At 67.5% G+C, this 17,824-nt stretch carries 21 protein-coding genes; 16 read left to right on the forward strand and 5 right to left on the reverse strand.

The window, feature by feature from the left end; all coding sequences use genetic code 11:
* Nucleotides 1-69 precede the first annotated feature (69 nt).
* The 5 genes from KUV65_RS01925 to lpxB all read left to right on the forward strand — a co-directional run bounded on the left by KUV65_RS01925 (nt 70) and on the right by lpxB (nt 4,014).
* Nucleotides 70-651 carry an OmpH family outer membrane protein gene (locus KUV65_RS01925; RefSeq protein ID WP_222187175.1) on the forward strand — a complete coding sequence of 194 codons (582 nt, stop codon included), beginning with the start codon at nt 70-72 and terminating at the stop codon, nt 649-651.
* 116 nt (nt 652-767) lie between these two features.
* The gene (gene fabZ / locus KUV65_RS01930; RefSeq protein WP_222187176.1) at nt 768-1,247 is read left to right on the forward strand and encodes a 3-hydroxyacyl-ACP dehydratase FabZ; all 480 of its coding nucleotides are present in this window, start codon (nt 768-770) and stop codon (nt 1,245-1,247) included.
* Nucleotides 1,244-2,047, forward strand: a complete 804-nt coding sequence (gene lpxA / locus KUV65_RS01935; protein WP_374107063.1) for an acyl-ACP--UDP-N-acetylglucosamine O-acyltransferase — start codon at nt 1,244-1,246, stop codon at nt 2,045-2,047. Before fabZ ends, lpxA begins: the two co-directional genes overlap by 4 nt.
* 12 nt (nt 2,048-2,059) lie before the next feature.
* On the forward strand, nt 2,060-2,842 hold the full coding sequence (locus tag KUV65_RS01940; protein ID WP_222187178.1) for an LpxI family protein: 783 nt from the start codon (nt 2,060-2,062) through the stop codon (nt 2,840-2,842).
* Nucleotides 2,839-4,014 (forward strand): lipid-A-disaccharide synthase, encoded by a 1,176-nt coding sequence (lpxB, locus tag KUV65_RS01945; RefSeq protein WP_222187179.1) that lies wholly within the window; start codon nt 2,839-2,841, stop codon nt 4,012-4,014. Before KUV65_RS01940 ends, lpxB begins: the two co-directional genes overlap by 4 nt.
* Nucleotides 4,015-4,018: 4 nt before the next feature.
* On the opposite strand, the gene KUV65_RS01950 is transcribed toward lpxB, so the two are convergent.
* Entirely contained in the window at nt 4,019-4,489 is a 471-nt protein-coding gene (locus tag KUV65_RS01950) for a YbaK/EbsC family protein (RefSeq protein WP_222187180.1), read from the reverse strand.
* Nucleotides 4,490-4,563: 74 nt separating this feature from the next.
* On the opposite strand from KUV65_RS01950, the gene KUV65_RS01955 reads away from it, so the two are divergent.
* The 3 genes from KUV65_RS01955 to KUV65_RS01965 are packed head-to-tail and all read left to right on the forward strand — an operon-like array spanning nt 4,564 to nt 8,030.
* A complete protein-coding gene (locus KUV65_RS01955) occupies nt 4,564-4,941 on the forward strand; it encodes a nuclear transport factor 2 family protein (RefSeq protein WP_222187181.1) in 378 nt (125 codons plus the stop codon).
* On the forward strand, nt 4,938-7,742 hold the full coding sequence (locus KUV65_RS01960) for a bifunctional [glutamine synthetase] adenylyltransferase/[glutamine synthetase]-adenylyl-L-tyrosine phosphorylase (RefSeq protein WP_222187182.1): 2,805 nt from the start codon (nt 4,938-4,940) through the stop codon (nt 7,740-7,742). The genes KUV65_RS01955 and KUV65_RS01960 overlap by 4 nt, the downstream gene beginning before the upstream one ends.
* Nucleotides 7,743-7,751: 9 nt before the next feature.
* Entirely contained in the window at nt 7,752-8,030 is a 279-nt protein-coding gene (locus tag KUV65_RS01965; protein WP_222187183.1) for a hypothetical protein, read from the forward strand.
* Nucleotides 8,031-8,037: 7 nt separating this feature from the next.
* On the opposite strand, the gene KUV65_RS01970 is transcribed toward KUV65_RS01965, so the two are convergent.
* Nucleotides 8,038-9,042: a GlxA family transcriptional regulator gene (locus tag KUV65_RS01970; RefSeq protein WP_261331566.1), complete on the reverse strand. Its 1,005-nt coding sequence runs from the start codon at nt 9,040-9,042 to the stop codon at nt 8,038-8,040.
* A 178-nt stretch (nt 9,043-9,220) separates the two neighbouring features.
* Here KUV65_RS01970 and KUV65_RS01975 point away from each other — a divergent pair, with 178 nt between their 5' ends.
* Nucleotides 9,221-10,591 carry a class II 3-deoxy-7-phosphoheptulonate synthase gene (locus KUV65_RS01975; protein WP_222187184.1) on the forward strand — a complete coding sequence of 457 codons (1,371 nt, stop codon included), beginning with the start codon at nt 9,221-9,223 and terminating at the stop codon, nt 10,589-10,591.
* Nucleotides 10,592-10,651: 60 nt separating this feature from the next.
* On the opposite strand, the gene KUV65_RS01980 is transcribed toward KUV65_RS01975, so the two are convergent.
* A complete protein-coding gene (locus tag KUV65_RS01980; protein ID WP_222187185.1) occupies nt 10,652-11,284 on the reverse strand; it encodes a PAS domain-containing protein in 633 nt (210 codons plus the stop codon).
* A gap of 129 nt (nt 11,285-11,413) precedes the next feature.
* Here KUV65_RS01980 and KUV65_RS01985 point away from each other — a divergent pair, with 129 nt between their 5' ends.
* From KUV65_RS01985 to KUV65_RS01995, 3 genes are read left to right on the forward strand one after another with little or no spacing between them, the layout of a single operon-like run.
* Entirely contained in the window at nt 11,414-12,319 is a 906-nt protein-coding gene (locus KUV65_RS01985; protein ID WP_261331567.1) for a YicC/YloC family endoribonuclease, read from the forward strand.
* Between the two features lie 2 nt (nt 12,320-12,321).
* The gene (gene gmk, locus KUV65_RS01990) at nt 12,322-12,978 is read left to right on the forward strand and encodes a guanylate kinase (RefSeq protein WP_222187186.1); all 657 of its coding nucleotides are present in this window, start codon (nt 12,322-12,324) and stop codon (nt 12,976-12,978) included.
* Entirely contained in the window at nt 12,975-13,496 is a 522-nt protein-coding gene (locus KUV65_RS01995; protein WP_222187187.1) for a gamma carbonic anhydrase family protein, read from the forward strand. The genes gmk and KUV65_RS01995 overlap by 4 nt, the downstream gene beginning before the upstream one ends.
* Nucleotides 13,497-13,501: 5 nt before the next feature.
* Here KUV65_RS01995 and KUV65_RS02000 read toward each other — a convergent pair whose 3' ends face one another.
* The gene (locus tag KUV65_RS02000; RefSeq protein ID WP_222187188.1) at nt 13,502-14,134 is read right to left on the reverse strand and encodes a histidine phosphotransferase family protein; all 633 of its coding nucleotides are present in this window, start codon (nt 14,132-14,134) and stop codon (nt 13,502-13,504) included.
* 12 nt (nt 14,135-14,146) lie between these two features.
* On the opposite strand from KUV65_RS02000, the gene KUV65_RS02005 reads away from it, so the two are divergent.
* From KUV65_RS02005 to KUV65_RS02015, 3 genes are all read left to right on the forward strand, one after another.
* Nucleotides 14,147-14,332 (forward strand): DUF3553 domain-containing protein, encoded by a 186-nt coding sequence (locus KUV65_RS02005; protein ID WP_259554135.1) that lies wholly within the window; start codon nt 14,147-14,149, stop codon nt 14,330-14,332.
* A 167-nt stretch (nt 14,333-14,499) separates the two neighbouring features.
* Entirely contained in the window at nt 14,500-15,279 is a 780-nt protein-coding gene (locus tag KUV65_RS02010) for a GNAT family N-acetyltransferase (protein ID WP_222187189.1), read from the forward strand.
* Nucleotides 15,276-16,112 carry a lysophospholipid acyltransferase family protein gene (locus tag KUV65_RS02015; RefSeq protein ID WP_222187190.1) on the forward strand — a complete coding sequence of 279 codons (837 nt, stop codon included), beginning with the start codon at nt 15,276-15,278 and terminating at the stop codon, nt 16,110-16,112. Before KUV65_RS02010 ends, KUV65_RS02015 begins: the two co-directional genes overlap by 4 nt.
* A gap of 132 nt (nt 16,113-16,244) precedes the next feature.
* On the opposite strand, the gene KUV65_RS02020 is transcribed toward KUV65_RS02015, so the two are convergent.
* The gene (locus KUV65_RS02020; RefSeq protein ID WP_222187191.1) at nt 16,245-16,865 is read right to left on the reverse strand and encodes a thiamine phosphate synthase; all 621 of its coding nucleotides are present in this window, start codon (nt 16,863-16,865) and stop codon (nt 16,245-16,247) included.
* A 104-nt stretch (nt 16,866-16,969) separates the two neighbouring features.
* Between KUV65_RS02020 and KUV65_RS02025 the strand changes: the two genes are divergently transcribed.
* Nucleotides 16,970-17,728: an RNA methyltransferase gene (locus KUV65_RS02025; RefSeq protein ID WP_222187192.1), complete on the forward strand. Its 759-nt coding sequence runs from the start codon at nt 16,970-16,972 to the stop codon at nt 17,726-17,728.
* Nucleotides 17,729-17,824: the final 96 nt, after the last annotated feature.

Genomic DNA, 17,824 nt, shown 5'->3' on the forward strand with positions numbered 1-17,824 from the left:
GCCGCTGCTTTCTGGGCCGCCCCGCTGGCGGCCCAGGAAAGCGCAGCACCCGCCCCGCAAGGTGGGGTGGTGGTCCTGAATCAGGAACAACTGGTGTCAGGCACGCGCTTCGGGCAGCGCATCCAGCGCGAGTTGGAGGCGGCGTCTTCGGCCCTGTCCGCGCAAAACCGGCGCATCGAAGCACAGTTGACCGAAGAGGAACTCGACCTCACGGAGTTGCGCGACACCATGGCCCCCGAGGAATTCCGGGCCCTGGCCGATGAATTCGACACCCGTGTCGAAGAAATTCGCGCCGCACAGGCCGCCAAGGCACGGGATCTGCAGGCTCAAGCCGAAGCGGCGCAAAGCCGCTTTTTCGAGCTGAGCTTTCCGATCCTGCTGGAACTGGTCCGTGACCGCGGCGCCGCCGTCCTGATGGACAGCCGCGCGGTGCTCCTGTCTGCCGAAAGCGTGGATATCACCGCCGCAGCCATCGTGCGGATTGACAGCGAACTCGGGGAAGGCGGGGACGCACCGTTGATCTCGGTAGATGGCGTGTATCCGGTGGCGCCGGACAGCCCGGTACTCCCGCAGGAGGACACCGACGTGCCGCCGCCGGTCGAACTGGAAACCGACCCTGACGCCCCGTCGGGCGCAGAGGGGACCGACTAGGCGCAGCCGTGCTTGTCGTGGCCCATCCAAGTTGCTAAGCCCCGGCTGACATTGGCCTTGATGCGCGCCACCCGGCGCCGCTGCGGCCCGAGACCCGAGTTTGAGGAGAGCCGCCGATGACGAGCACGGCCGAGACCCCGACCATCGCTGATATCGAAATGATCCAGCGGATCCTGCCGCATCGCTATCCGTTCCTGCTGATCGACAAGGTGCGCGATATCGTGCCCTTCGAATCCGCCGTCGGGATCAAGAACGTCACCTATAACGAGCCGCACTTCCAAGGCCATTTCCCCGGCGTGCCGATCATGCCCGGCGTGACGATCGTCGAAGCGATGGCCCAGACGGCCGCGGTGATGGTGGGGGTCAGCTCGAACCTCGCCGACCAGGATCTGCTCGTTTATTTCATGGGCATCGACAAGTGCAAGTTCCGCCGCAAGGTCGGCCCCGGCGACGTGCTGGAACTGGCCATCGAGGTCACGCGCGGCAAGCCCGGCGGCAAGGTCTGGAAATTCGCGGCGCGCGGCACGGTCGAGGGCGAGGTGGCCGCGGAATGCGAGTTTACCGCGATGATGGATCTTCCGACCGAGGCGGCGTGATGGCCGTCGACCCCAGCGCAGAAATCCACCCCTCGGCGGTTGTCGAGGAGGGCGCAACGATCGGGGCAGGGTGCCGCATCGGCCCCTTCTGCGTTGTCGGTCCCGAAGTGACGCTGCATGCGCAGGTCACGCTGAAATCCCATGCCGTCGTCACGGGCTGGACCGAGATCGGCGAAGGCAGCACGATCTTTCCCTTCGCAAACATAGGTGACATCCCGCAGGACCTGAAATACGCGGGCGAGCGCACGCGCCTGGTCGTCGGCAAGCGCAACCGCATCCGCGAAGGCGTGACGATGAACACCGGCACCGAGGGCGGTGGCGGCGAGACGCGGATCGGCGATGACGGCCTGTTCATGGCGGGCGCCCATGTCGCCCATGATGCACGGATTGGCGACCGCGTGATCCTTGTGAACAATGCCTCGGTGGCGGGGCATTGCGTGATCGACGATGACGTGATCATCGGCGGCCTGTCGGGCGTGCACCAATGGGTGCGCATCGGGCGCGGCGCGATCATCGGCGCGGTTACGATGGTGACCAATGACGTGATCCCCTATGGCCTCGTGCAGGGGCCGCGCGGGGGGCTCGATGGGCTCAACCTCGTCGGTCTCAAGCGGCGCGGCGTAGACCGCGCCGACATCACCGCGCTGCGCGCTGCGTTTCAGGCGCTGGCCCAAGGCGAGGGGGCGTTTCAGGACCGCGCGCGGCGCTTGGGCGAAAGCGAGTTGGGTGACAGCGCCTATGTCCGCGAGATCATGGATTTCGTGCTGGGTGACAGCGACCGTTCGTATTTGACGCCGTAGGCCGGGGGCTGAATGACGAAGCGGGCCATCATCGCGGGATCTGGATCGCTGCCGGCTCTGCTCTTGGCCGGTGGTCCGGCCAAGATCGTGACCTTCAGCGAGGACGCCCCCGACCTGCCCGGCGCGGCGGGGCATATCCCGGCCCGGTTCGAGAAGCTGGGCAAGCTTTTCTACGATCTGTCCGTGGCCGGCGTGCGTGAGGTGACCTTCGCGGGCGCGATGAGCCGCCCGAGCCTGGACCCGGCCCAGCTTGACGCCGCCACCGCGGCGCTGATGCCGCGCCTCATGGCCGCGATGGGGCAAGGCGATGATGCGCTGCTGCGCGATGTCATGGCGCTGTTTCAAGAACGCGGTTTCAGGATCCTCGGCGCGCATGACCTGCGCCCCGACCTCGTGGCCGAGCCGGGTTGCCTCGCCGGAGAGGCCTTGCCCGAGGCGGATGTCGCGCGCGCCCGCGCGGTCCTCGACGCGCTCGGGCCGCTCGATGTCGGGCAGGCGGCGGCAGCGGCCAAGGGGCAGGTCATCGGCATCGAGACGTTGCAAGGAACCGACGCGATGCTGCGCTTCATCATCGGCAGCGCCCCTGGGTCTGGCGGTGTAATGGTCAAGCGGCCGAAAGCGGGCCAGGACCTGCGCGTGGACATGCCGGCGATCGGGCCGGAGACGATCCACCTTGCCGCCGAGGCGGGGCTAGCGGGGATCGAGATCGCCGCCGGGGCCGTTCTGATGCTGGACCGGGACGCTGTCCTGGACGCCTGCGCCGAAACCGGCTTGTCTCTCTGGGCCGCGCAGTGACCCTCCGGCTTTTCATGGTCGCGGGCGAACCCTCCGGCGACCGGCTGGGCGCGGCGCTGATCCGTGGCCTGAAAGAACTCGCCGGTGAGCCGCTGGAGCTTCATGGGATCGGCGGCCCGCTGATGCAGGCCGAGGGGCTGCAAAGCCTGTTCCCGATGGAGGAACTGTCGGTCATGGGCCTGACCGAGATCCTGCCGCGCCTGCGCAGCTTGCTGGCCCGCGTCAACCAGACCGCAGACGAGGTCGTGGCGCAACGGCCCCACGCGCTGATCACTATCGACAGCCCCGAGTTTTCCCTGCGCGTCGCCGCCAAGGTCAAGGCGCGCCTCGAACACATGCCGACGATCCACTATGTCGCGCCCACGGTCTGGGCGTGGCGGCCCAAGCGTGCGGCGAAGATGGCCAAGTCCATCGACCACGTTCTGGCGCTCTTGCCGTTCGAGCCGCCCTATATGCAGGCCGTCGGCATGAGCTGCGATTTCGTGGGACACCCCGTGACGACCGAACCCGTCGCCAGCGAGCATGCGGCGGCGGCTTTCCGCGCCCGATACGGCATCGCCGACCTCGCACCGCTGATCCTTGCCCTGCCGGGGTCGCGCCGGTCCGAGGTGGATCGCCTCGCCCCCGTTTTCGGAGACACCCTCCGCAAGGTGAAGGCCGAGCATCCCGGCGCCCGCGTGGTGGTGCCGACGACCGAGGCCGTGGCCGCAACCCTGTCCGACAGGCTGGCCGATTGGCCGGGCGATCCGTTGATCCTCGATCCGCGCGGGCAATCGGGCGAGGCGTTTCTTGCCGAAAAACGCGCGGCCTTCGCGGCGGCGGATGCGGCGCTGGCGGCCTCGGGCACGGTCAGCCTTGAACTGGCGGCCAACGCGGTTCCCATGGTGATCGCCTATGATTTCAGCTGGCTCACCCGCAAGATGATCGGGGCGATGTTGCGCGTGGACACCGTGACGCTGGTCAACCTGGTCTCGGACACGCGCGCGGTCCCGGAATTTCTCGGGCCCAACTGCCGGGCCGATCTGATCGCACCGTCCCTGTCCCGCATTCTCGACGAGTCGCAGGCGCGCACCGACCAGCTCGACGCGATGGCGGCGACCATGTTGCGCCTCGGGCGCGGTGGCGAAGACCCGGGCCTGCGCGCGGCGCGCTCGGTCCTGTCGGTTCTGTGACCCGTCAGGCGGTGAAATCCGCCTCGGTTGCGCCCGATAGGCGCAGCAGGTCCTGCGGGGCAATCGCGAAGATGTGGCGCGGGGTGCCGGCGGCGGCGTAGACGGTATCGAAGGCCAAGAGGCGCGGGTCGAACCACGCCCGGATCGGCGACAGGTGCCCGACGGGGGACACGCCGCCAATCACGAAGCCGGTCTGCGCCCGGATCAGCGCGGCATCGGCCTTGCCCAACGCCTCGCCCGCCAAGGCGCTGGCCTTGGCGTCATCCACGCGGTTGCCACCGGCGGTGACGAACAGCACGGCCGTGCCATGTTCTTCGGCGCGGAAGATGATGGATTTCGCGATCTGGTCGATCTCGCACCCGGCGGCGCGGGCGGCCTCTTCGGCGGTGCGGGTGCCTTCGGCCATTTCCAGCACCTCGGCAGGCACGCCGCCGTCTTCGAGGGCGCGTTTCACCCGCTTGAGACTTTTCGACATGTCACGCCCCCTTGTCGTTGCCGCCAGACACTTGCAAGGTCGCAGCGAGAGTTGCAAGGGCCGGGGAGGGGCGTGTGGACGAGGCGACGAAGAACGCGATCCGCGGGGCCGAGCGCGCCGTGTGGGAGGCGCTGAGGCGCGGGGATGCGGCCGCCGATCAGGCGATGCTGTCGCGCGATTTCCTCGGTGTTTACCCCGACGGCTTCGCCGGGCGCGAGGCCCATGCCGAGCAACTGTCCTTCGGCCCGTCCGTTCTGGCCTATGAAATCGGCGAAGATCATGTCCGCAGCCTGGGGCCGGGACATTTCCTCTATGCCTACCAGGTGCGCTACGCCCGCCCCGGCCATACGCCCGAGACCATGCTGGTCAGTTCGATCTGGCGCATCGAGAACGGGCATCTTGTCAACATCTTCAGCCAGGACACGCCGTTGACCGGCCAGCAGGTTCCATGAGTTTCGCCTCCCGTATCACGCGCCACCCGATTCCCTACGCGCCCGAGCGCGGCGCCGAGGCCTTGGCCCATCTGCATCATCTTCCGCCCGAGCTGCGCCCGTTGATCGAGGGCACGGCGGGATGCTCACCCTATCTCGCGGGGCTCATGGCCAAGGAGGGCCATTGGCTGTCGCACGCGCTCGAAGAGCCGCCCGAGGACATGATCGCCGCGCTGATCAAGGAGGCGGGGGAACTGACCCTCAAGGATCTCGGCCCCGGTTTGCGGCAGCTCAAGCGGCGCGCGGCCCTGATCGTCGCCTTGGCTGATCTGGGCGGTGTCTGGGGGCTTTCCACCGTCACGCAGGCCTGGACCGATTTCGCGGATGCTTGCGTGGAGGTCGCCTTGCACACCCATGTCGCCAACGAGGCCAGGCGCGGCAAGATCCCCGGCGTGACCGAGGAGGAGGCGCTAAAGGACGCGGGCGGCATGGTGGCACTGGCGATGGGCAAGATGGGGGCAGGGGAGTTGAACTACTCCTCCGACATCGACCTGATCTGCCTGTTCGACGAGACCCGCTTCGACGATGCCGACGAGATGGAGGCGCGTGCCGGCTTCATCCGTGCCACGCGCCGAATGGCGGCGACCCTTTCGGAAACCACCGCCGAGGGCTACGTCTTTCGCACGGATCTGCGGCTGCGCCCCGATGCCTCGGTCACGCCGGTCTGCATCTCGATGGCGGCGGCGGAACGCTATTACGAGGCCGAGGGGCGCAGTTGGGAACGCTCGGCCTATATCAAGGCGCGCGCGGCGGCGGGCGATGTCGCGGCGGGCGAGCGGTTTCTCCACACGCTCACGCCCTTTGTCTGGCGGCGGCACCTGGATTTCGCGATGGTGCAGGACACGATGGACATGCGCCGCCGCATTCGCGAGCACAAGGGGTTGCATCGCGGCACGGGCGATATCGTCCTCGAAGGGCACAACATGAAACTCGGCGCGGGCGGTATCCGCGAGATCGAGTTCTTCGCCCAGACCCGGCAACTGGTGGCCGGTGGGCGCGACGACAGCTTGCGACAGCGGCGAACGGTCAAGGCGCTTCAGGCGCTGGCGCGCGCGGGCTGGATCGACCGGGGGGCGGCCAGCGACCTGGCCGAGCTTTACGCACAGCACCGCGAGGTCGAGCATCGGCTGCAAATGATCGACGATGCGCAAACCCACGCGCTGCCCAAATCCGCCGAGGGGTTCGACCGGCTGGCGCGTTTCTGTGGCGAAGGCGACACGCAGGCGTTCCGCAAGGCGCTGTCCGAGCGGCTGGAGCGCACGGAACGCATCTGCGGGGAGTTCTTTGCCCCGATGGGCAGCGAGGTCGCCGAGGGTCCGTCCGACATCTCCGAGGAAGCCGCCGAGATCGTCGCGCGCTGGCCCGGCTATGCCGCGCTCCGCTCGGTGCGCGGGCAGGAGATTTTCGAACGGCTGAAACCCGGCTTCCTTGCCCGCTTCGAGAAAGCCGCCAAGCCGTTGGAAGCGCTTCAGAATTTCGACGGATTCCTGCGTGGCCTTCCCGCCGGGGTGCAGTTGTTCTCGCTGTTCGAGGCGAACCCGCAACTCGTGGACCTGATCGTCGATATCTGCGCCACGGCACCGGGCCTGTCGCGCTACCTGTCGCGCCATTCCGCCGTGCTGGACGCGGTGCTGGACGGACGCTTCTTCGCGCCCTGGCCCGGGCGCGACGCGCTCGTGGCCGACCTGCAAGAGGCGCTGGATGGTCTCGATTACGAGGACCGGCTGGACGAGACGCGGCGCTGGCAGAAGGAATGGCATTTCCGCACCGGCGTCCACCAGCTGCGCGGCATGATTGATGCCGAGACGGCGGGGGCCCATTACACCGATCTTGCGGATGCGGTGCTGATCGCTCTCTGGCCTGCCGTCTGCGAGGACATTGCGCGCCGACATGGTCCCGCGCCGGGACGGGGCGGGGCCGTCGTGGCGATGGGCAGCCTTGGCTCGGGGCGGATGACGGCGGCCTCGGATCTCGACCTGATCGTGATTTACGATGCCGGTGGCGTCGAGATGACCGAGGGGCGCCGCCCGCTCGATCCGCGCGGCTGGTTCGCCAAGGCCACCAAGGCGCTGGTCACGGCCCTGTCCGCGCCGACGGCAGCGGGCAAGCTTTACGACGTGGACATGCGCCTGCGTCCCTCGGGGCGGCAGGGGCCGGTGGCCACCGCGCTATCGGCCTTCGACCGCTACCAGCGCGAGGAGGCGTGGACGTGGGAGCATATGGCCCTGACGCGCGCCCGCGCGCTGGCGGGCGAGGCGACGCTTCTGTCAGATATAGAGGCGATCCGTTGCGCGGTGATCGAGGCCAAGGCCGACCCCGCCAAGGTCATTCCCGATGCCGCCGAGATGCGCGACCGCCTGGCCGCCGCGGGCCGCAGCGGGGGCACATGGGCGGTGAAGGAAGGGCCGGGCGGCATGCAGGACATTGAACTGGTCGCGCAGGCCGCTGCCCTGATCGCCGGCGTGCCGCTGCGCCCCGTGTCCGAACAGATCAAGGCCGGGGCGGCCATCGGCTGGCTCGGCCGGGACGAGGCCGAAACACTCTGCGCCGCGCACAAGCTCTTTGCCACGATCAACCAATCCGGCCGTCTTCTGACCGACGAGGCGCTGGACCCCGAGGCCATCGGCCTGGGCGGACGCCGTTTCTTGTCGGAACAGGCGGAGCAAGCGGACGCGGATGCTTTGGCTGACGCGCTGGACAAGACGCGTGCACAGGCCAGATCGGTGATCGAGGCGGCCTTGACGCGCCGGATGAACACGTGAGGTGCCTTTATGCCCCTTCGACCCAATGACCCCGCCGACCCCAAGGGCCTGATCCACGAGGCGTTTCGCATCGACGGCATCACCGAACCCGAATGCCGGTCGATCTTCGTCGACTGGGCCCTCTCCATCGGGGACAGCCCGCCGCGCGACCTGATCAGGACGTTGATCGCGCGCCATGCCGCCGCACCCGCGGACCATCCGATGCGCAAGGTGCTTGAGGAGGGGTTGGGCAAACCGCCCAAGGCCCGGCGTCGCGGGGGGCGGGGCGCGCGCGTGACCGACGGCTGAGAGCGGCTCAGGCCTCGGTGGCCTTGACGCGCCCGGCTTGCGATCCGCGCTCGCGATAGGGCGTCGTGTCGTAATGCGCGCGGTAGCATTTCGAGAAATGCGACGGGCTGGCAAAGCCGCAGGCCATGGCGACGTTGATGACGCTCATGTCGGTCTGCATCAGCAGGTTGCGCGCCTTGGCCAGGCGAAGTTCCATGTAATACCGCTTGGGGGAGCGGTTGAGATAGCGCCGGAACAGGCGTTCCAACTGCCGGGTGGACATGCCCACCTCGGCGGCCAGTTGCGCCGGGCTGATCGGGTCCTCGATATTCTGCTCCATCATCCGGATCACCTGACCCAGTTTCGGGTGGCGCACGCCGATGCGGGTGGGGATCGACAGGCGCTGCGTGTCCTGGTCGGTCCGGATCGAGGTATAGATCAGCTGGTCGGCCACGAGATTGGCGAGGTCCTCGCCATGATCCTCGGCAATGATCTTGAGCATCAGGTCGATCGAGGCCGTCCCGCCCGCCGTGGTGATGCGCTTGCCGTCGATCACGAAGACCGACTTGGTCAGCGTCACCTCTTCGAATTCCTCGGTGAAGCTGTCCTGGTTTTCCCAGTGGATCGTGGCGCGCTTGCCGTCCAGCAAACCGGCCTTGGCCAGCGTGTAGCCCGCCGTGCACAGCCCGCCGATGACCGGCCCTTTTCGCGCCTCGCGGCGCAGCCAGCTGACCACGCGCTTGGTGGTGGCGCCTTGCACGTCGATCCCGCCACACACCAGGATGGTATCGTCGCGGTTGACCTCGTCCAGGTCGCAGTCGAGCTGGAACCTGATCCCCGCGCTGCATTGGGCGAAATCGCCGCCTTCTCCAGCCAGCAGCCAACTGTAAAGCGGACGGCCGGACATGCGGTTGGCGATCCGCAGCGCCTCGACCGCGCTGGAAAAGCAGAGCATCGTGAACTGATCGAGCAGGACGAAAACGAAACGTTTGGTCGGCAGCGCCGAGTGCAATGGCTCGTTCCGTGTCGTCATGGCCTGGTTGCGCCTCCTGTCGTGGGGACCGTTCGCCCCGCGCTTGTCCTTTGCCCGTTCAAACAGCGAAAGCACCATTTTTCGGCGGGCGCAATCCCCGCGAAACGCCAAATGCGGGATTGGCCCCGTGGTCCACGTCGCGTATAGACGGCCCTCGAAGAGAGATGTGGAGGCCACGATGACCACCCAAGCCTGGACCAAATCGACCTGGCGCGACAAGCCCCGGATCCAGATGCCCGACTATCCGGATGCCGCTGCCCTCGACGGCGTGGAAGCGAAGTTGCGCCAGTATCCGCCGCTGGTCTTCGCCGGTGAGGCGCGTCGCCTTCGCGACGAGTTGGCCGCGGCCAGCCGGGGCGAAGCCTTCCTTCTGCAGGGCGGCGATTGCGCCGAAAGCTTCTCGGAGTTTTCCGCCGACACGATCCGCGACACCTTCAAGGTCATGCTGCAAATGGCGATGGTGCTGACCTATGGCGCCAAGGTGCCCGTGGTCAAAGTCGGCCGCATGGCCGGTCAGTTCGCCAAGCCCCGCAGCGCGCCGACCGAGGTGATCGGTGGCGTCGAGATGCCGTCCTACAAGGGCGATATCATCAACGATATCGCGCCCACGCCCGAGGCGCGCATCCCGGACCCGACCCGCATGTTGCAGGCCTACACGCAGGCGGCTGCCTCGCTGAACCTGCTGCGCGCCTTCTCGACGGGTGGTTTCGCCGATATCCATCGCGTTCACAGCTGGACGCTGGGGTTCATCGGCGGCGACGGGGCCGAACGCTACCGGGACATGGCCAACCGTATCCAGGACAGCCTCGACTTCATGTCGGCGGCGGGCCTGACGGGCGAAACCAACCACGAGCTCAGCACGGTCGATTTCTACACCAGCCACGAGGCGCTGCTGCTGGAATACGAAGAGGCGCTGTGCCGTCTCGACAGCACCTCGGGCAAATGGCTGGCGGGCTCTGGCCACATGATCTGGATCGGCGACCGGACGCGCCAGCCCGACGGCGCGCATGTGGAGTTCTGCCGCGGCGTGCAGAACCCGATCGGCCTGAAATGCGGCCCGACCACCACGGCGGAGGACCTCAAGGTCCTTATGGCCAAGCTGAACCCGAATAACGAGGCCGGCCGCCTGACCCTGATCGCGCGGTTCGGCGCGGGCAAGGTCGGCGACAACCTTCCGCGTCTGATCCAGACGGTGCGCGAAGAAGGTGCCAACGTCCTGTGGTGCTGCGACCCGATGCACGGCAACGTCATCAAGTCCTCCACCGGCTACAAGACGCGCCCCTTCGACTCGATCCTGCGCGAGGTGCAGGAGTTCTTCCAGATCCACCGCGCCGAGGGCACCGTTCCCGGCGGCGTGCATTTCGAGATGACCGGCAAGGACGTGACCGAGTGCACCGGCGGCATGCATGCGCTCAGCGACGAGGACCTGTCCTCGCGCTACCACACCGCCTGCGATCCGCGCCTGAACGCGAACCAGTCGCTGGAACTGGCCTTCCTCGTGGCCGAGGAACTGCAGAAAAGCCGCGAAGGGATGCGTGCCGTCAGCTGACGCATAGCCCATAGCCCGGAATGAAACCGCCGCGTCCGAAAGGGCGCGGCGGTTTGCTGTTCAGGCCAGCCCGCCCTGGATAACGCGGAACTGGCGTGCGGTCGGGGGCAGGGGCGCGGGGCGCCCGGGCATCACCGACACCCCGGGCCGCAAGGGAACGTGCAGGGTGTGTGTCACACGCCAGCGGCAGGGCACCGACGGCACGGTGCGACAGGCCCCCTCGCCAAGCAGAAACAGGGCCCGCGTCACGGCGCCCGACGTATCGCTCAAGGGCATCAGCACCATGTGGGTTTCGGGGCGTTCACCCGGCGGCGCGTCGCGCGGGATCAGTGACCCGAACAAGAGCGATACGGTGTCAAAACTCGCCTCCACCTCCTTGGTCACACGCGGGCGCTGATCCAGGTCGAAAAGCGTGCGAAACGGCATGCCCCGCGCCTCCAGCCCCATCAGGGCCGAGATGCGCCCGCCTGCCAGGCGAAACCGGATCGTGCCGGGGCGGGGGCGTTCCAGCATGGCCGCGTGACCAAGCAGATCGGACAAGGCCCCGGGGTCGATCTCGGACCGCGCCGGCACGAGGCGGCCTTGCCGCAGCCCATTCCAATACACCACCGCGTCGCGCAGCATGGCATCGCCGTGAAGGGCCGCGATGGCGGGGTGCGCTCCGAGATCGGCGATCGTGCTGTCCTGTCCCATGTCGCTTGGCCTCCATCCCCGGCTTGGCTGCGGTGCGCGGCTTGTGGGCCGGTTGACGCAGGCGGGCTTTTCCGGTCCCATCCAAGGATAGCCCGGAGTGCTTAACCGGGGCAGAGGGAGAGTTTACCATTGGTTAACGATGTATCGGCTGGCGCGATCGCGTCGATGACCGGCTATGCCGCGCGCGAGGGCGCGTCGGCCGAGGCGGCCTGGTCTTGGGAATTGCGCAGCGTGAATGCCCGCGGCCTGGACCTGCGCCTGCGCCTGCCCGATGGGTTGGGCGCGCTGGAAGCGCCCTTGCGCAAGGAATTGTCCCGGCGGCTCGCCCGCGGGTCGGTCACGTTGAACCTGCGCCTTGCCAAAACGGCGACCGGGAGTGGCGCCGGGTTGAACATCGACGCGCTGGAGACCGTGCTGCACGCCATAGCGCAGGTGCGCGCCGCCGCCGAAGCGCAGGGCATGGTGCTGACCGATCCCAGCCCCGCCGATATCCTATCGCTGCGCGGCGTTGCCGATGCGGGGGAGGGGCCCAACCTGCCGTCGCCGGAGGTCCTTTTGGCCGATGCTGGCCCACTTATCGATGCGTTTCAGGCGATGCGCGCATCCGAAGGGGCCGCCTTGGCCAAGGTGTTGACTGCCCAGATCGACCAGATCGCCGCCCTGACCGACGCCGCCGAGGAGGCCGCCAAATCCCGCGCCGAGGCGCAGAAGGACACCTTTCGCGCGAACCTTGCGAAATTGATCGAGGAAAGCGATCTCGACGAGGCAAGGCTGGCCCAGGAGCTCGCGCTGCTCGCCGTGAAATCGGACGTGACCGAGGAACTCGACCGCCTCCGCGCCCATGTCGAGGCTGCGCGCGCGTTGATCGCCAAGGGCGGGCCGGTGGGCCGCAAGCTCGATTTCCTGATGCAGGAGTTCAACCGCGAGGCCAACACGCTCTGCTCCAAATCGGGCGATGCCGCGCTGACGGCCATCGGCCTTGACCTCAAACTCGCCATCGACCAGACCCGCGAGCAGGTTCAGAACGTGGAGTGACCATGCCCGCCGACCCCGTGGCCCGACGCGGCCTGCTCATCATCCTGTCCTCGCCCTCGGGCGCCGGGAAGTCCACCCTGGCCAAGCGCTTGATGGGCTGGGACCCGACGCTCAGCTTCTCGGTCTCGGCCACGACGCGCGAACCGCGCCCCGGCGAGGTGGACGGCAAGGATTACCGCTTCCTCAGCGAGGCGGAGTTCAAGGCCATGGTCGCGGGTGGGGCAATGCTGGAACACGCCCATGTCTTCGGCAATTTCTACGGCTCGCCCATGGCGCCGGTGTCGGATGCGATCGAGTCGGGGCGCGACGTGCTCTTCGACATCGATTGGCAGGGCGCGCAGCAGATCCGCAATTCCGCACTGGGCCGTCACACGCTGTCGATCTTCATCCTGCCGCCCTCGATCCCCGAGTTGAAGCGGCGGCTGATCTCGCGCGGGCAGGACGGCCCTGACGTGATCGCCAAGCGGATGCAGAAAAGCTGGGACGAGATCAGCCATTGGGACGGCTACGACTACGTTCTGGTCAATGACGATCTGGACGCGACCTTCGAGCGTCTGACAACCATCGTCACCGCCGAGCGTTTGCGTCGCGAACAGCAGCCGGGTCTTGCGGGCCATGTGCGCCGGTTGCACGAAGAATTCGAGGAGGGAGAAGCATGATCTACGCGCTGGACGGGGTTGCCCCCGAGATTGCCGAGGACAGCTGGGTGGCGCCCGATGCCAACCTGATCGGCCGCATCGTGCTGGAGACGGGCGCATCCGTCTGGTTCGGCTCGACCCTGCGCGGCGACAACGAGGAAATCCGCGTGGGCGCCGGGTCGAACGTGCAGGAAAACTGCGTGTTCCATACCGATATGGGCTATCCGCTGACCATCGGCGCGAACTGCACCATCGGGCACAAGGCGATGCTGCACGGGTGCGCCATCGGCGACGGGTCCCTCATCGGGATGGGCGCGACGGTTCTGAACGGCGCGAAGATCGGCAAGGGCTGCCTGATCGGCGCCGGTGCGCTGATCCCGGAAGGCAAGGAAATCCCTGATGGATCCCTCGTCATGGGGATGCCGGGCAAGGTCGTGCGCGACCTGGATGCCGCCGCGCAGGAAAAACTTTTGGCCTCGGCCGAGCATTACCGCCAGCGCATGCGCCGGTTCCGCGAGGGGATGCGTCCCGTGTCCTGATCGGCCTAAGTCGTCGACATCCTGAGCCCGCCGTCGTCAGCCACGTAATTGATCGTCACGCCAAGGGTTTCTGCCAGTACGTGCAGCGCGAGAAACTGCGCCTCGGCGGGGCGCAAGGCGCGGCCCGCGGCGGAGGGGCCAAAGCGCAGGACAGACCACAAGGCCTCGTCCATGGCGACGCGCGGAGCCTCGGCCCGCACCTGCCATTGGCCCGATGCGGTATGGCTGACCTCCAGCTCGGCCCCCATCGGCAGGGCGGACTCGGCGCACAGGACCATCAGGAACGCCAGTTTCACATCGCGACGCGCCAGATCCGGGGCAACGTTCCAACTGGAATTGATGCGTCCGGCGCGGTGATAACCGGTCAAGGCCGCCGCCGCCTCGCGCGTGCTGGTCACCTGGTCCGGGCCGGCCGCGCCGAAGGCGAGGCGAAAGAACCGCACTCGCGCTTGCGCATCGGCCACGGCATCGCGGATCAACTCCATCTCGGGCCCGTCTGCCGCGCCCGTCATCTCGATCAACTCGACCCCGTTGCCGATCGCCCCCAAAGGGTTACTTAGATCGTGGCAGAGCCGCGAACCAATCAATTCGGCAAGCGTCTGCGTCGGATGCACGGTATGGCTGTGGTCATCCATCATGAAAGGGATCCCATGTCTGATGCGCTGAACGCGATGCTGGAACCGGGGATGTTCGTGCGCCACCCCGATCGCCCCGATTGGGGGCTGGGGCAGGTGCAGTCCAACATCGACGGCCGCATCACGGTGAATTTCGAGCATGAGGGCAAGGTTGTCATCGACGGTCGGCGCGTGACGCTGATCATGGAATTCCTCCCCTAAAGCCGGTTTATTCCTGTGTCTGAACCTATCCTACGCGCCGGCGGTTAACACGGGCTTAACGCCGCCCCTGCCGCGCGTCGCTTGCGCGCGGTGGCATCGGTAGGATAGGTCCTGAACAACGCCGCGCGCCGGACGCGCCCATGCACGAAGTGACCTGACGACCCCGGATGCAGATCGACGATCCCCATTTCGAACTGCGCCTGGCCAACACCGAGGCCGAGCGCAGGGCCGCGCAGCGGCTGCGCTACGAGGTGTTCGTCGCGGAACTGGGCGGTGACGGCCCGCTGGTCGATCACGACGCCAGGCTGGAGGCCGACCGGTTCGACCCGTTCTTCGATCACCTGCTTCTCCTCGATCACCGGCGCGCGCCCGAGGACGAGGTCGTGGGCGTCTACCGTGTCATGCGCTGCGACCAGGCCGAAGCGGCGGGCCAATTCTATTCCGAGGATGAATATGACCTGACGCCGCTGCGCGCCTCGGGGCGGCCCTTGCTGGAGCTCGGGCGGTCCTGCCTGCATCGCGACTATCGCGGCGGCACCGCGATGATGCATCTCTGGAACGGGCTGGCCGAGTATATCGCCGATCACGGGATCGAGGTGATGTTCGGCGTGGCGAGTTTCCACGGCACCGATCCGGCGCCGCTGGCCGCGCCCCTGTCGCTCCTGCATCATCGCCACCTGGCCCCGCCCGATATTCGCCCGCGCGCCAAGCCGCCCGGCGCGTCCCGCATGGACCTGATCGCGGAACAGGCGCTGGATCGTCCGGTCGCCGTCCGCCAGATGCCGGCGCTGATCAAGGCGTATCTGCGATTGGGCGGCTTCGTGGGCGAGGGGGCCTTCATCGACCATCCCTTCAACTGCATCGACGTCTGCCTCGTCATGGACGTGGCGCGCATGTCGGAAAAACACCGCGCGATCTATCAACGCGGTGCGGAGATCCGTTCATGAGCGTGACCTGGGAGGGCGATGCCCCGCCGCCGCCGCCCCGCAAGCTGGGGCTGGGCGACTGGTTGCGCGTGATCCGGCGCGGTGGGCCGATACTGCTCTTGCTGACGATCTGTTTTCCTCTGCTCCTTCTTCTGCGGCTGCCGGAGCGTTTGGTTTTCGGTCTGAACCGGCCGGTCACGCCCTTCATCACGCAATTCGTCTGCATCTGGTCGTGCAGGGCCATGGGGCTTCGCCGGCGCGTGATCGGCGCCCCGATGGCGCAACGCGGGGCCTTCGTCGCCAATCACTCCAGCTGGCTCGACATCTTCACGCTGAACGCGTCGAAACGGCTGTATTTCGTGTCCAAGGCCGAGGTGCGTGGCTGGGCGGGCATCGGCTGGCTTGCGCGCGGGACGGGCACGGTGTTCATCCGCCGCGACCGGGCCGAGGCGGCGGCGCAGACGCGGCTCTTCGAAGACCGCCTGCGCGCGGGCCACAAGCTCCTGTTCTTTCCCGAAGGCACCTCGACGGATTCGCGCCGCGTGCTGCCGTTCAAGACGACGCTCTTCGCGGCCTTCTTCTCGGATCGCCTGCGCGACATCCTGTGGGTGCAGCCGATCACCTTGCGCTACCACGCGCCCGAGGGGGCGGATCCGCGTTTCTATGGCTGGTGGGGCGAGATGGAGTTCGGTGCAAGCCTGCTGCAAATCCTTGCCGCCCCGCGCCAGGGGGCGGTCGATGTGATCTATCACGCGCCGCTGAAGGTCTCGGAGTTCGCCGACCGCAAATCGCTTGCCCGCGCGGCGGAGGCCAAGGTCAGGGCTGGCTTCGACAGTGGTCAAAGCCAAGGCTGAGGCCCGTTCGCCCACCCTGGTTGCATCTTTATCCCGAAAATATGCCCGCCGGAGGCGCAGAGGCGCGTGACGCGCCGACCGGGGCGCGCGACGGCCGCTGGCGGCCCGAGCGTGGCCCGATTGCCTCGCGGCTCACCCCAGCGGCTTGAGCAGGTCGTTCAAGGCTGTGACCGGATCGTCGGCGCGCCAGATCTCTGCGCCAAGTGCGAAGAAATCCACGACCGGGGCAAACTCGGCGATCAGCTCCACATCGAGCGCCCCTTCGGCCACGACCGGCAATTCGATCATCTGCGACCACCATGCGAAGAGATCCCGCTCGGCGCGCGTCCCGTCCCCAAGGCCGGTTTCCCCGACAGGGCCGAAGCTGATGTAATCGGCGCCCGCTTCGCCCGCGACCAGACCGTCATGGCGCGAGGCCGCACAATAGCTGCCGAGGATCGCATCGCCGCCCAGGGCCTTGCGCGTCGCGCGCACCGAGCGCGCGCCATCGGCCAGGTGCACGCCATCGAGGCCAAGCCGCTCGACCAGCGCGATATGGCGTTCGATCACAAGCGGCACGTCGCGGGCATGGGCCACCTCGCGGCAGGCATCGGCGGCACGGGCCACCTCGCTTTCATCCTCGCTGGTCGAGGCCAGCCGGACACAGGCGATCTCGACTGAATCGAGAATGCGCGCAAGCTCCGGCGCAAAGGCCTCGGGGTCGAAGCTGTGGGGCGTCACGAGGTAGATCTGCGGGCGCTCGGTCTCGGCCATGATGCGGGGTTCCTTCACGTTGCGCCCGCGTCGATACGCGCCCCGGGGCGTCCTCGCAAGGGGGACGCTTGCGCCTATGCAGCCTGCGCGGTATCGCCGGCCCCATGGAACCACGTGATCCCGGCGGCCAGCCCGCCTTTGTCCTTGTTCGCCCGCAGATGGGTGAGAATATCGGCGCCGCCGCGCGCGCGATGTGGAATTTCGGCCTCGACCGGATGCGGGTCGTGGGCCCGCGTGACGGCTGGCCGAACGAACGCGCCGTTGCGCTGGCCAGCGGGGCGGGGCGGTTGCTGGACGAGGCGGGCCTCTTCGACCGCGTGGAGGAAGCGGTGGCCGATTGCACCTACGTCTTCGCGACCACCGCCCGCGAGCGCGGCCTGACCAAACCCGTCGTCACGCCCGAGCGCGCCATGCAGCAGGCCCGCGCGATCACCGCCGAGGGCGGCAAGGTGGCTGTCCTCTTCGGTCCGGAACGCGCGGGGCTGGAAAACGCCGATATCGCGCTCGCCAATGCCATCGTGTCGGTGCCGGTGAACCCGGCTTTCCCCTCCCTGAACCTCGCGCAATGCGTGCTCCTGACCGCCTATGAATGGCGACGTGAGACGGTCGAGGCGCCGCCCGAGGTGATGGAAATGGCGAAGACCGAATTCGCGACGGGCCTCGAGATCGAGAAGCTGGGCGATCATTTCGAGGAGCGGCTGGAGGAGGCGGGTTTCTTCTTTCCCGAGTTGAAGGCCGAGGGGATGAAGCTGAACCTGCGCAACATGTGGTCGCGCCTGCCCCTGACGCGGGCCGATGTTCAGGTGCTTCACGGGATGCTGCGCCAGATGGTCCGCTGGGCCGAGAAGCGCCGTGACGGGTAGGGGGCTCTGCCCCCGCGCGCGGGCCGCGCGCTCCCCCGGAGGTTTTTTGCCAAGATGAAGGGTCGGGCCGGGCGTGGTCAGGCCGTCGCAGGCGCT

The sequence above is a fragment of the Maritalea mobilis genome (assembly GCF_019800885.1).
Classification (GTDB): Bacteria; Pseudomonadota; Alphaproteobacteria; order Rhodobacterales; family Rhodobacteraceae; genus Roseibacterium; species Roseibacterium beibuensis.

Coding starts and splice junctions, on each gene's coding strand:
- fabZ (WP_222187176.1), top strand. CDS start 768: ATGACGAGCACGGCCGAGACCCCGACCATCGCTGATATCGAAATGATC.
- KUV65_RS01940 (WP_222187178.1), top strand. CDS start 2,060: ATGACGAAGCGGGCCATCATCGCGGGATCTGGATCGCTGCCGGCTCTG.
- KUV65_RS01950 (WP_222187180.1), bottom strand. CDS start 4,489: ATGTCGAAAAGTCTCAAGCGGGTGAAACGCGCCCTCGAAGACGGCGGC.
- KUV65_RS01960 (WP_222187182.1), top strand. CDS start 4,938: ATGAGTTTCGCCTCCCGTATCACGCGCCACCCGATTCCCTACGCGCCC.
- KUV65_RS01965 (WP_222187183.1), top strand. CDS start 7,752: ATGCCCCTTCGACCCAATGACCCCGCCGACCCCAAGGGCCTGATCCAC.
- KUV65_RS01970 (WP_261331566.1), bottom strand. CDS start 9,042: ATGACGACACGGAACGAGCCATTGCACTCGGCGCTGCCGACCAAACGT.
- KUV65_RS01975 (WP_222187184.1), top strand. CDS start 9,221: ATGACCACCCAAGCCTGGACCAAATCGACCTGGCGCGACAAGCCCCGG.
- KUV65_RS01980 (WP_222187185.1), bottom strand. CDS start 11,284: ATGGGACAGGACAGCACGATCGCCGATCTCGGAGCGCACCCCGCCATC.
- gmk (WP_222187186.1), top strand. CDS start 12,322: ATGCCCGCCGACCCCGTGGCCCGACGCGGCCTGCTCATCATCCTGTCC.
- KUV65_RS01995 (WP_222187187.1), top strand. CDS start 12,975: ATGATCTACGCGCTGGACGGGGTTGCCCCCGAGATTGCCGAGGACAGC.
- KUV65_RS02000 (WP_222187188.1), bottom strand. CDS start 14,134: ATGATGGATGACCACAGCCATACCGTGCATCCGACGCAGACGCTTGCC.
- KUV65_RS02005 (WP_259554135.1), top strand. CDS start 14,147: ATGTCTGATGCGCTGAACGCGATGCTGGAACCGGGGATGTTCGTGCGC.
- KUV65_RS02010 (WP_222187189.1), top strand. CDS start 14,500: ATGCAGATCGACGATCCCCATTTCGAACTGCGCCTGGCCAACACCGAG.
- KUV65_RS02015 (WP_222187190.1), top strand. CDS start 15,276: ATGAGCGTGACCTGGGAGGGCGATGCCCCGCCGCCGCCGCCCCGCAAG.
- KUV65_RS02020 (WP_222187191.1), bottom strand. CDS start 16,865: ATGGCCGAGACCGAGCGCCCGCAGATCTACCTCGTGACGCCCCACAGC.
- KUV65_RS02025 (WP_222187192.1), top strand. CDS start 16,970: ATGGAACCACGTGATCCCGGCGGCCAGCCCGCCTTTGTCCTTGTTCGC.